The sequence below is a fragment of the Microbacterium sp. bgisy207 genome, from assembly GCF_965345035.1.
Lineage (GTDB): Bacteria > Actinomycetota > Actinomycetes > Actinomycetales > Microbacteriaceae > Microbacterium.
The window spans coordinates 31,885-43,916 of the sequence record NZ_CBDRMG010000013.1; the positions used below are offsets into that span (position 1 = coordinate 31,885).

Genomic DNA, 12,032 nt, shown 5'->3' on the forward strand with positions numbered 1-12,032 from the left:
CGGCTTGTTACGACGTAGACTCGGGGCGACTATTTCGACTTGTTCACAAGGGAGCCTTTCCGTGTCTGATCTGACCGACCTTGACCTCGCGCATCTTCGGGCATCCATCGACATCGCCGCCCAGACGCGCGAAGCAGGCGCCCACCCCTTCGGTGCACTCGTGGTCGATGCGTCCGGTGCGGTAGTTGCGACAGCGGGGAACAATTCACTGCCGCCGGCCGGGGACCCGACCCAGCACGCCGAACTGCGCGCTGTCGCTGCGGCCGCGCGAGAGTTGGGAATCGATGGCATGAAGGGTTCGACGCTGTACACCAGTGCCGAGCCGTGCGTCATGTGTTCGGGGGCTGCCTATTGGGCGGGCATCGACCGGGTCGTCTATGCGCTCTCGGAGTACCGGCTGCTCGGGCTCACCGGCGACCACCCCGAGAACCCGACGTTCTCGCTGCCCTGCCGCGAGGTGTTCGCCCGGGGCCAGCGGACGATCGAGGTCTCGGGACCGCACCTGGAAGACGAGGCATCCGTCGTTCACGAGGGCTTCTGGGTCTAACGGCACGGCCTGTCCGCGGCATCCGTTCGTCGAGGAGGGCCTACAGCGCACTCCACGGCGGGCGGACGGTTCGCACGAGCGAGTAGGACACGATGCCGGGGTCGTGATACTCGGTGCTGTGCAGGATGCGGCTGCCACTCGCGCCGATGCCGATGACCTCCAGCGTCATGACCGGGGTGCCCTCGGGCTTTTCGAACAGGTCGGCGAGCTCGCCCGAGAGCGTCACCACGCCGGGGGTTGTCACCTCCCACACGACCGGCTCTCCCCACACCCGTGCCGCGAAGGTGAAGACGGACTCGCTCGGGTCGAACTCCGCGGGCAGTTCGTCCGGAATCGGCACTGTGTCGTCGGCGATCATCGCGACGGCGCCATCCGCCCGCCACCGCTTGCGAACGGCCAGTCGAGTCGTGTCTGCAGGCCGTTCCATCACGGCGCCGATCTCAGCGCCCAGGGGCAGGGTGCGGGACTCGAGCACCTCCACCTCGGCGTGGTAGCCGAGTCGGTCGAGGAGCTCGGTGTGTTCGAACTGCTCCTCCAGGCGGACGCTCAACCGCAGCGCGATCGGATCCACCGTGGTCACCGTGCCCTGTCGCCGCCGCACGATCCCCTGCGCCTCGAGCTGGGCCATCGCGTTGCGCAGTTGCTGGCGACTGCACTCCAGGCGCGCCGTCAACTCCAGTTCCCCGGGCAACGGGGCCCCGAGCGCCGCCGCCTCGCGCACGTAGCGCAGGAGCCCATGCTGGACGCGCATCGTGTCCGCGTCGCCACCCGGGCGTGGCAGCGGGAGGTAGGTGGTCACGGGTTCTCCTCACACGGACGCGTTCGCAGTGGGGCTGACCACACGCTATCGGTCCGCCACGGCATCCGTCGCCAACTCAGCAGGACCGGCGCCATCGCCCCGCTCCTGCTGTGCCGAGTCGCCGAAGTTCCGCCGATCGTGAGGAGTTAGCGACGCCTGTGGGTGCGCCCGATCCAGGTCAGCGCAGCGACACCGCCACCTCGCGCAGGGCGTCGGCGGAGCGGCGCAGCAGGGCGAGTTCATTCAGAGAGAACGGTGTCTCGCGGATCGGGAACGCGCCGCGGGAGTTCACGATCGAGGGCACGGAGAGAGCGACGCCATCGATCCCGTGGAAGTCCTTCAGCACGGTGCTCACCGGCAGGACCGCGTGCTCATCGCTCAGGATCGCCTCGATGATCCGAGCCGACGACAGCCCGATCGCGTAGTTGGTCGCGCCCTTGCCCTGGATGACCTTGTAGGCGGCATCCCGAACATCGACGGTGATCGCGTCGAGCTCATCGACCGTCATGCGGGGGTGGCCCTCCGACTCCCAGTCGAGGATCGGAACCGTCCCGATCATCGCGTGGGACCACAGCGCGAACTCGGTATCCCCATGTTCGCCGATGATGTGCGCGTGAACGCTCGAGGTCGCCACCCCAGCGCGCTGAGCGAGCTTCCAGCGCAGCCGGGACGTGTCGAGCACGGTTCCCGACGCGAACAGTCGCTCCGGAGGAAGCCCGGTCTCCTCCTGTGCGAGCACCGTCAGCACATCGCACGGGTTGGTCACGATCACGTAGACCGCGTCGGGGGCGACTTCCAGCAGCTGAGGCAGCATCTTTCGCAGGATGCCGGCATTCACGCCCGCAAGCTCGATGCGGCTCTGCCCCGGGTTCTGCTTCGCGCCGGCGGTGATCACGACGACGTGCGAACCCGCGGCTACCGAGATGTCGCTGCCGCCGGTGATGTCGCTCGTGCCGGTGAACAGGGTGCCGTGAGCGAGATCGAGAACCTCGGCATCCACCTTCGCGGTATTGATGTCGTAGAGGGCGACATGGCGGGCTGAGCCGCGGATGAGGGCGGCGTAGGCGACGCTTGATCCGACGCTGCCGGCGCCGACGACGGTGACTTTCGAGTTCTCGATCACACTCATGAGGGACAGTCTTGCAGGTCGGTGTTACGCGCCGGTAGCCGGCTCCGCCCGCTTCTCGACTGGTGCGACGTCGGAGTTCCGGATGCCGAGGAACGACACGATCCCGCCAGCCACCATGAGTCCGGCGGTGACGATCGCGGCGCGGCGGAATCCGTCAAGATCGAGGCTGCCGGCGACGATCGTCGCGAGCGTCGCGATGATGAGAAGCCCGGCGATGCGCGCGATGGCGTTGTTCACGGCGGAGGCGATGCCGGAGCGGGCCGGATCCACCGCGCCGAGGATCGCCGCGGTGAGGGGCGAGACCGTGATGGCAAGCCCAAGTCCGAAGAGGATGAGCCCCGGAAGGAGTTGGAGCCAGTAGTTGACGGGGTCGGTGACCGTGAGAAGCAGCAGCGATCCGCCGGCCATCACGAGCGGTCCGACGGTCATGAAGATCCGCGGCCCGAAGCGGTCGGACAGGGACCCCATCGATGCACTCAGCAGCACCATCATGACGGTGGTCGGCAGGCTCGCAAGCCCCGCGAGAGTCGCCGAGAACCCAGCCTCCTGCTGCAGGTAGACCGTGACGACGAAGCCGTTGAGCGAGAGCGCTGCGTACACGAACAGGGTCGCGATGTTCCCGGTCCAGAAGTTGCGGATGCGGAAGAGGTCAAGCGGCAACATCGGCGCCGTCGCCGACCGCTGACCCCAGAGGAAGAGCGCGAACAGAAGGATGCCGGCCGCGAACGTCCCCCAGATCACGGGCGATCCCCATCCGAGGTTCGGTTGTTCGATCAGCGCGAAGACCGCCCCGCCGAGTCCGAAGGTGCACAGGGCGGCGCCGATCCAGTCGATGCGGGCGTCGGGGCGGCGCTCGTCGCGCTCGCCGAGGGTGTGGAGGAGCCACAGCGTGATGCCGATCGGTACGACGTTGATGACGAACGCGAACCGCCACGACAGGTAGTCGACGAAGACGCCGCCGATGAGGGGCCCGACGATCATGGCGCCGGTGGTCATGGCCGTCCAGATGCCGATCGCCCGGCCGCGCATCGCGCCGTCGAAGCGCGAGGTGATGAGCGCCAGCGAGCTGGGAACGAGGAACGCGCCCGCCGCACCCTGCACGGCGCGGGCGATGATCAGGATGACGGGGTCTGGCGCGATCGCGATCACGACGGATGCCGCGGCGAATCCGTAGAGGCCGATGCGCAGCACGAGCAGCCTGCCGAAGGCATCCGAGATCGAACCGGCGAGCAGGATGAGTGATCCGAGGGTGATGAGGTAGGCGTCCACCACCCACTGCTGGGTCGTGAGCCCGCCGCCGAGCTCGGTCTCGATCGCGGGAAGGGCGACGTTGATGAGCGTGCCGTCGAGGAACGCGACGAACGACGCCAGGATCGCGATCGTGAGGATGAGTCGCTGCGATCGACTCATGCGAGATGCCACACCGTCACGCTACGCGCTTCGCGCGGCGGTGGGGTCGCTCAGATCAGCCCGCGATCCGATCAGCCCGCGCTCGCCGAGCCCACACCTCGCGCGTCGAACCCACACCTTTTCGCGGCCGGATCCTGTGGGCTCAAGGCCGAAGGTGTGGGTTCGGCGGATGGAAGGTCGGGCTAGAGCGCGCCGCCGGCAGCGGGCGGGGCGTCGGCTTCGGTCGAGTCGCCGTTCGGCATGTCGCGAGCGACGAAGTTCTCGATGTCGAAGAGGTTCGTGGTGCGCTCCGCGATGTTGAGGAGCGTGGTCATCGACGCGACCTCCTCGACCTGCTCCTTCAGGAACCACAGCATCGCCTGCTCGCCCAGTCCGTCGCTCTCGGCGCGGGCCGCGGCGAAGAGCGCCTCGATCTGTGACGAAACGCGCTTCTCCTGCTCGAGTGCCAGGCGGATCGGCTCGGCGTGGTCGGCAAAGTCGGTGCGCACAGCCGGAACGCCGGGGATGGTCACGCCCATGTCGCGGTCGAGGCGGTACTGGATGAGCATCATCGCGTGGTTGCGCTCTTCGACGGACTGGCGGTAGAAGTGGCGCGCGAGCTGCGGCAGGTCGTGGTCGTCGTACCAAACGGCGATGGCGATGTACTGCTGGCTGGCGGCGAACTCGTGGCCGATCTGCTCTGACAGCAGCTGGTCGAACGTGGTCATGACACTCCGATCGGGTCGCGAAACTCTCCCTCCCATCCTGGCAGAGTGCGCTACTGCGAGAACAGTCCGGCGGGGTCGCCGACCGAAGCGAGGTACGCCGCGCGACGCGCGAACAGTGCGGGGACGCGGTCGCGGACCTCCGCGATGAGTTCGCCGAGATCGGCGGTGGTGAGGATGCCGTCAGCGACGACAGTGCGACCGGCGACGACCACCCGATCGACGTCGCTGCCGCGGACGGCGTGCACGAGGTTGTGGTGGATATTGGCGTGCGATCCGGCCGGCAACAGGGGAGTCATCCGTGGTGTATCGGTCCGCACCGCGATCAGATCGGCCTGCTTGCCGGGTTCGAGGGAGCCGAGCCGGTCCCCCTGACCGATGGCCCGCGCCCCGCCGATCGTGGCCATTTCGAGGACCTGCCACGAATCCATGGCTGCGGCATCCATCTTTCGCAGTTTGCCGAGCAGGGAGGCGACTTTCATCTCCTCGAACATGTCGAGGTTGTTGTTCTCTTTCTCGCCATCGGTGCCGATGGCGACGTTCACCCCGGCCTCGAGCATCTCGGCGATCGGCGCGATGCCGCTGGCGAGCTTCATGTTGCTGACGGGGTTGTGGGAGACGCCGACTCCGCGCTCAGCGACCAGCTCGATCTCGTCGGCGTCCAGCCAGACGGCGTGAGCGATCATGGCGCTGGGCGTGTCGAAGAAGCCCATGCGCTCGAGGGCATGCATCGGTCGCAGGCCGGTGCGCTCGGCGAAGATCCGCACATCCAACTCGGACTCGCTGCAGTGGGTGTAGATGCCGGCTCCATAGTCGCGGGCCATCGCGACGGCGCGGGCGCGGCCGGCGTCGTCGGCGTAGAACGGATGCTCCAGCCCGACCCAGGGCATGATGCGCCCACCGCCGGCGCCCGTCCAATCGCGCAGCATCCGCTCGTTGTCGTCGAGGGTGTCGAAGTAGTCGAAATCCGGGTGCTCGCCGACATAGTTGACGGTCACGAGCCGGTTGCCGAGTTCGACCGCGGCGCTCGCAGCCCGGTCCATGTAGCGCCACATATCCACGACCGTCGTCGTGCCCGAAAGCAGACCCTCGGCGTAGCAAAGCCACGCGGCAGCCGCGGCGTCGTCCGGCTCAAGCACCCGGTGCATCGGATCGATGTGCACGCGCAGCCACTCGTACACCGGCAGGTGCTCGGCGGTGCCGCGCAAGAGACCTGAATGGTGGTGGCCGTTGATCAGGCCCGGCATCAGCACCCGGTCGGCGAGGTGCGTGTGCGCGGCATCCGGATGCAGCTGCAGCAGTTTCTCGCGAACCCCGACGCTGACGATGGCGTCGCCGTCAATCGCCACGCCCGCATCTGTGAGGACGCTGCGAGAGGCATCCATCGGAACGAGGATGTCGGCGGTGAGGAGGTGCACGCTCATGGCTTCCGTTCTGGCGCCGCAACCGATAGCGACGCTCGCTGCCCGCGACGCTATCGCCGGTTCATGTCGGCGCGGTTTCGACGGGGTGTACCGCGTGCCGGATGCCGCCGCGACCAGGATTTCTGCGGGGCCGCGGCGTGTCGTAAGCTGGACGACGGTGACGTGTCCGAGCGGCCGAAGGTGCAACTCTCGAAAAGTTGTGTAGGGTAACCCCCTACCGTGGGTTCAAATCCCACCGTCACCGCCATGCGCAAGGCCTCGATATCCGCAGAGTCACGCGGGAATCGGGGCCTTCGCCATTCGCCAATCGGCACGGTGACGGGCGCGCCCGAGACCGTCGACAGATACGGCCGCCTCGACGTGCTGGTGAACAACGCGGCAGCGCCGCAGGGCGATGATCGGGCAGACATCGAAGAGGTGCCGGTGTCGACATTCGACCGGGTCGTTGCCATCAACCTTCGCGGGACATACCTCATGTGTCTAGCTGCGGTCCCCGTGATGCGTCGACAGCGCTATGGGCGGATCATCAACATTGAGTCGATGGCCGGCGTCGAAGGCGGGGCTCCCGCTGACTCCGCGCCGGAGACGAAGGGCGTGACCGTCAGCACGATGTGAGGATCAGGTGGACGGTGTCGGCGAGACGCCCTGCTGGTGGTTATCGCGTTCACGCTCTGGCGGCGTAGATCCCGCGCGGATGCCGACGCGGTTCCGGGCACGGTGGCGGCGGGTTTCTACGGGGTGATGGGCGGATTCACGACGATGGTCGCCAACGCCGCTGGACCCGTGATGTCGATGTACTTCCTCGCCGCTCGGCTTCCGGTTCACGTGTTTCTCGGCACTGCGGCGTGGTTTTTCGCGGCCGTGAATGTCGCGAAGGTTCCGTTCTCGATCGGCCTCGGGCTCATCACACCGCAAGGCCTGCTGATCGATCTGATCCTCGTGCCCGCGGTCGTCCTCGGTGCGCTCGTGGGCCGCCAGATCGCATCCGCCATCAGCCAACGCGTGTTCGAGTACCTGGTGATCGCCCTCACGATCATCGGAGCCGTATACCTGCTCATCTGATGCATAGTCATGGACGGGGAACATGCCGTGCCGGTGTGGCATCCGCGTCGAACACGCGTGCCAGATTGTCGATCGGTTTGTCCTGGCAGGTGACCTAACCTGACGACATGGCTGAACTCGACCTCCCGACCATCCCGCACTGGATCGACGGCGCACCGACGGCGTCTAAATCCGGGCGCACGGCACGAGTCTTCAACCCCGCCACCGGCGTGGTCGCGGCTAACGTCGCGCTGGCCGACCAGACGGAAACTGACGCTGCCATTGCATCAGCGCGACGTGGCTTCGAAGAATGGTCGACGTGGTCGGTCGCCAAGCGGCAGGGCGTGCTCTTCGCCTTCCGTGAATTGCTCAACGCGCGAAAGCCGGAGCTGGCGGCGATCATCACCGCCGAGCACGGCAAAGTGCTCTCCGACGCGATGGGCGAAATCCTTCGCGGCCAGGAAGTCGTGGAACTTGCCACCGGCTTCCCGCACCTGATCAAGGGCGCCTACTCAGAGAACGCTTCCAGCGGAATCGACGTCTACTCCCTCAAGCAGCCGCTGGGCGTCGTGGGCATCATCAGCCCCTTCAACTTCCCCGCGATGGTCCCGCTGTGGTTCGCCCCCGTCGCCATCGCAGCGGGCAACGCCGTCGTCCTCAAGCCCAGCGAGAAGGATCCGTCGGCCGCGCTCTGGCTCGCAGGGTTGTGGAAGGAAGCGGGCCTGCCCGATGGCGCGTTCACCGTCCTGCAGGGTGACAAGCTCGCTGTCGACGGGCTCCTGAACTCGCCGGTGGTCGAGTCGATCAGCTTCGTCGGCTCGACGCCGATCGCGCAGTACATCTACGAGACCGCCGCCCGCAACGGCAAGCGCGTTCAAGCGCTGGGTGGCGCCAAGAACCACATGCTCGTACTGCCGGATGCCGATCTCAACCTCGTCGCCGACCAGGCTGTCAACGCCGGCTACGGCGCCGCGGGCGAGCGGTGCATGGCCATCAGCGTGGTCCTCGCGGTAGAGCCGGTCGCCGATGAGCTCATCGCGAAGATCTCGGATCGCATCGCGAAGCTCACCGTCGGCAACGGAGCGCAGACCGGAGACGCCGAACCCGACATGGGGCCGCTCATCAGCGACCAGCACCGCCAGAAGGTGGCTGGGTACGTCGACATCGCCGAGGCTGATGGCGCGACGATCGTCGTTGACGGCCGCTCGCTGGTCGTCGACGGTCACGAGGACGGGTTCTTCTTCGGACCGACCCTCATCGATGGCCTTCCCACCACCAGCCGCGCCTACACGGAAGAGATCTTCGGTCCCGTCCTGTCGATCGTGCGGGTCGAGAGCTTCGATGAGGGAGTCGCGCTGATCAACTCGGGCGAGTTCGGAAACGGGACCGCCATCTTCACGAACGACGGTGGCGCCGCCCGGCGATTCCAGAGCGAAGTCCAGGTCGGCATGATCGGCATCAACGTGCCGATCCCCGTGCCGGTCGCGTACCACTCGTTCGGCGGATGGAAGAAGTCGCTGTTCGGTGATGCCAAGGCTTACGGCGTTCACGGGTTCGACTTCTTCACGCGCGAGAAGGCGGTCACCGCGCGCTGGCTCGACCCCGCAACACACGGTGGGATCAACCTCGGCTTCCCGCAGAACACCTGAGGACGCGTCGGCGCTCAGCGTTCGGCGGAGGAGAGTTCCATCGCCGCCCACAGTTGAGCGCGACCATCGAAGGTCGACAGATCCAGGCCGAGGAGTTCGCCCAGTTCATCGATGCGGGCGCGCAGAGTGTGTCGGTGGATGTCGAGGCTGCGGGCAGCTGGGTCCCATGCGGTGTTGGCGGCGAACCACGCGGTAGCGGCGGCCAGCAGACGTTCACGGTGCGCTGGAGCCAGCTGATCCAGCGGCGCGAGCATCCGGCGGGCGACGAGCGGACCGCCGTTGTTTCGCAGCATGCCGATCATGCCGTTCTCGGCGATCGCCGAGAACTCGATGACCCCGGGCTCGCTCGACTGTCGGGCGGCATGGGACGCCTCGGCCAGCGCGCGGCCGAGCTCGTCCCATCGATGGAGCTCGGCGAACCCTGCGGCCGTGTCGTGCTTTCGCAGCAGATCGGCCACCCCCGCGAGCCCATCGCGAGCGACCATGATCAGCAGATCCTCCTCACGTTCGGCGAAGAACAGTGCACCCGGCTCGGCCGTCGCGGCAAGCTCGAGCTCGTCGAGAAGCGACTGACTACCGGTGAAACCGATCACCTGACCGGCCAGAAGGGGCGGTGCCGGCATCCGTCCCCACAGCGCCGTCGCGGAGCGCGCAGCTTCGTCAGTGCGGCCAGCCAGGAGCAGCTCGATGACTCCGGTACGCACGCGCAGGCGCGCATCCGAGACGGCGCGCTGTTGCTCCAGCGCGATGCTTGCCAGGGCGATGACCGACTCGACGAGATCGCTGTGGGCGGAGTCCAGTGGGGTGTCAGCCCCGACGGCGAGCACGCCGCCCAGGCGCCCGCTTTGGCCAATCGTCTGCAGCGTCGCGGCGAGGGGCTCGGTGATGCGAACGCTCGCCGGCTTCGACTTGCGAAGCAGCATCCGAGACTGCTCTTGGACCGCGGAGTCCACGGATGCCGGAACCTCCGCGATTCCAGGGAGGCTGAGCGGTCTTCCTGCGGCGTCGAAGAGCGCGACCCACGTGCCGAGCCGCGATGAGAGGGTCCGCAGGATCGCCCGGAGCCCGTCTTGGCGCACAGCTGCCCTCGCCAGTGCTCGCTGCGACTCCAGCGTCCACGACAGCCTCGCGCTCCGGTCGGCGGCTTCGGCATCCGCGACGTGTCGGATGATGCCGATGAACGGCGTCGTGCCGGGCACCTCGATGAGCGGGATCTCGTGGCGCTCGCAGGCCGCCGCGAGTTCGGCGGGCACCGCCGCATGGATGACGTCAATCGCAAATCCCAAGCCCGCCACTCCGCGCTGCTGGAGCCGGAAGCAGTAAGCCTCGGGAGAGGTCGAGCCCGGTCCGGTGAATTGCCCGCCGTCGGTCAGGAGGAGCTGCCCGGGTTCGAGCCACGGAGTGGGGTCGGGCAGGTCCGAGTTGTGGACCCAGGAAATGGCGCGGTCGAGGTGATCAGCATCGAGATCACCCACGGCGCGCAGGCCGAACGCTCGAACTGCCAGAAGGGAGCGCAGCGTGGTCGGAATCGTCGTGCCAATCTGTCGATCGAAGAGTGTGCGGTACGACAATTGTGAACTATGCGAGCTGGTTCGGCGGAGCACACTAGGGGGCATGGCTCTCACTCCTGACGACACGAACGCGAGCATCAGCGAGCGCGACCGATCGAGCGTCTTCCACTCCTGGTCCGCGCAGCGCTCCCTTGCTCCTCTGCCGCTTGCCGGTGGTAGCGGGAGCGAGGTCTGGGACGTCGATGGTCGCCGCTACCTCGACTTCTCGAGCCAGCTCGTCAACGTGAACATCGGCCACCAGCATCCGCGGGTCGTCGAGGCCATCCAGAAGCAGGCAGCGCAACTCACGACAGTCGCACCGGCTCACGCGAACGCCACTCGTGCGCGCGCCGCCGAGTTGATCCTGGAGCGTGCACCGGAGGGCTTCACCAAGGTGTTCTTCACCAACGGTGGGGCCGACGCCAACGAGAACGCGATCCGCATGGCACGGCTGGTCACCGGGCGCGACAAGGTCATCTCGACATACCGCTCGTACCACGGCAACACGGGCGCGGCGATCGTGGCCACCGGCGACTGGCGTCGGATCCCCAACGAGTTCTCGCGCGGCCACGTGCACATCTTCGGGCCCTACCTCTATCGGACGGAGTTCTGGGCGACCACTCCCGAACAGGAGAGCGAGCGAGCACTACGGCACCTCGAACGAACCATCCAGGCCGAGGGCTCCGACTCCGTTGCCGCGATTCTGCTTGAGACGATCCCCGGAACCGCCGGCGTGCTCGTTCCGCCGCCCGGATACCTCGCCGGAGTCCGCGAGATCGCCGACCACTACGGCATCGTCTTCATCCTCGATGAGGTGATGGCAGGCTTCGCGCGCGCCGGCGAGTGGTTCGCGTTCGACGCTTTCGACGTGACGCCCGACCTCATCACGTTCGCGAAGGGCGTGAACTCCGGCTACGTGCCGCTGGGTGGAGTGGTCATCTCGGATGAGATCGCGCGCACGTTCGATGACCGGGTCTTCCCCGGCGGCCTCACGTATTCCGGTCATCCGCTTGCTGCCGCCTCAGCCGTCGCGACGATCGAGGCGATGGCCGACGAGAACATCGTGGAACACGCGGCCCGCATGGGCACCGACATCTTGGGCCCGCGCCTGCGCGAGATCGCCGAGCGTCATGCCGTGGTGGGCGAGGTGCGGGGGCGCGGCGTCTTCTGGGCCGTTGAACTCGTTGCCGACCGGCAGACGCGCGAACCCCTCGGGGCCGAGCGCATGGCGGCGCTCAAGAAGGACCTTCTCGACCAGGGCCTCCTCGGGTTCTTCGCCGAGAACCGCCTCCACGTCGTGCCACCGGCTGTCGTCACCGAATCGGAACTGGACCGAGGCCTCACGATCATCGACGCGGCGCTAGGTCGCCTCGGCTGAGGATGCCGCGATGACCACCCTCGAACCCTTCCAGCCGCTCGTTGTGGCGGATCTGGGCGTCGCGGGCACTCCAGTTTCCGACGATCTTCGACTCGAGGGAGAGCCCAGCACGGGCTTCGTCGATGTTGCAGGGGTCGGTGGCACCACGGTCGGGATTTGGGAGATGACTGCCGGCTCGATGCGGGACATCGAGGCTGACGAGGTGTTCGTCGTCGTTTCGGGCGAGGCGACCGTGGAACTCATCGAGGAGCACGGGCGGGTCGACCGGACGATCGAGCTGCGCGCCGGGTCTCTGTGTCGACTCGAGTCAGGAATGCGGACGCGGTGGCACGTGCCCACGGTCCTTCGAAAGGTCTACATCGTGCCAGATCTCGAACCGGAACCATGACCCGCCTCGCGAC

The 12,032-nt window shown here is 67.1% G+C and carries 11 protein-coding genes, 1 tRNA gene and 1 pseudogene; 7 read left to right on the forward strand and 6 right to left on the reverse strand.

The features are described from left to right. Positions 1-61: 61 nt before the first annotated feature. Positions 62-547, forward strand: coding sequence for a nucleoside deaminase (locus ACSGC5_RS12400; protein WP_434970931.1), 486 nt, complete (start codon positions 62-64; stop codon positions 545-547). A 40-nt stretch (positions 548-587) separates the two neighbouring features. Here ACSGC5_RS12400 and ACSGC5_RS12405 read toward each other — a convergent pair whose 3' ends face one another. From ACSGC5_RS12405 to ACSGC5_RS12425, 5 genes are all read right to left on the reverse strand, one after another. Then, positions 588-1,346, reverse strand: a complete 759-nt coding sequence (locus tag ACSGC5_RS12405; RefSeq protein ID WP_292732510.1) for a GntR family transcriptional regulator — start codon at positions 1,344-1,346, stop codon at positions 588-590. 178 nt (positions 1,347-1,524) lie between these two features. Then, positions 1,525-2,475 (reverse strand): L-lactate dehydrogenase, encoded by a 951-nt coding sequence (locus tag ACSGC5_RS12410; RefSeq protein WP_292732512.1) that lies wholly within the window; start codon positions 2,473-2,475, stop codon positions 1,525-1,527. Between the two features lie 24 nt (positions 2,476-2,499). Next, complete coding sequence (locus ACSGC5_RS12415; protein WP_434970964.1) at positions 2,500-3,885, reverse strand: MFS transporter; 1,386 nt, start codon at positions 3,883-3,885, stop codon at positions 2,500-2,502. A 182-nt stretch (positions 3,886-4,067) separates the two neighbouring features. Then, positions 4,068-4,592: a ferritin gene (locus ACSGC5_RS12420; protein WP_228177457.1), complete on the reverse strand. Its 525-nt coding sequence runs from the start codon at positions 4,590-4,592 to the stop codon at positions 4,068-4,070. A 50-nt stretch (positions 4,593-4,642) separates the two neighbouring features. Next, a complete protein-coding gene (locus ACSGC5_RS12425) occupies positions 4,643-6,013 on the reverse strand; it encodes an amidohydrolase (protein WP_434970932.1) in 1,371 nt (456 codons plus the stop codon). Between the two features lie 156 nt (positions 6,014-6,169). Between ACSGC5_RS12425 and ACSGC5_RS12430 the strand changes: the two genes are divergently transcribed. The 4 genes and pseudogenes from ACSGC5_RS12430 (at position 6,170) to ACSGC5_RS12445 (ending at position 8,703) form a co-directional block, all read left to right on the forward strand. Beyond that, a tRNA-Ser gene (locus tag ACSGC5_RS12430) sits at positions 6,170-6,260 on the forward strand. Between the two features lie 68 nt (positions 6,261-6,328). Further along, positions 6,329-6,628 carry an SDR family NAD(P)-dependent oxidoreductase gene (locus ACSGC5_RS12435; RefSeq protein WP_292726873.1) on the forward strand — a complete coding sequence of 100 codons (300 nt, stop codon included), beginning with the start codon at positions 6,329-6,331 and terminating at the stop codon, positions 6,626-6,628. A gap of 30 nt (positions 6,629-6,658) precedes the next feature. Next, positions 6,659-7,075, forward strand: a pseudogene (locus ACSGC5_RS12440) (TSUP family transporter); the annotation flags it as partial. Between the two features lie 107 nt (positions 7,076-7,182). Continuing rightward, entirely contained in the window at positions 7,183-8,703 is a 1,521-nt protein-coding gene (locus ACSGC5_RS12445; RefSeq protein WP_434970933.1) for a CoA-acylating methylmalonate-semialdehyde dehydrogenase, read from the forward strand. Positions 8,704-8,717: 14 nt separating this feature from the next. On the opposite strand, the gene ACSGC5_RS12450 is transcribed toward ACSGC5_RS12445, so the two are convergent. Beyond that, positions 8,718-10,274, reverse strand: a complete 1,557-nt coding sequence (locus ACSGC5_RS12450; protein ID WP_434970934.1) for a PucR family transcriptional regulator ligand-binding domain-containing protein — start codon at positions 10,272-10,274, stop codon at positions 8,718-8,720. A 43-nt stretch (positions 10,275-10,317) separates the two neighbouring features. On the opposite strand from ACSGC5_RS12450, the gene ACSGC5_RS12455 reads away from it, so the two are divergent. Both ACSGC5_RS12455 and ACSGC5_RS12460 read left to right on the forward strand, forming a co-directional pair. Continuing rightward, positions 10,318-11,631 carry an aspartate aminotransferase family protein gene (locus ACSGC5_RS12455; RefSeq protein ID WP_292726870.1) on the forward strand — a complete coding sequence of 438 codons (1,314 nt, stop codon included), beginning with the start codon at positions 10,318-10,320 and terminating at the stop codon, positions 11,629-11,631. Between the two features lie 10 nt (positions 11,632-11,641). Next, positions 11,642-12,019 carry a cupin domain-containing protein gene (locus ACSGC5_RS12460; RefSeq protein WP_434970935.1) on the forward strand — a complete coding sequence of 126 codons (378 nt, stop codon included), beginning with the start codon at positions 11,642-11,644 and terminating at the stop codon, positions 12,017-12,019. Positions 12,020-12,032: the final 13 nt, after the last annotated feature.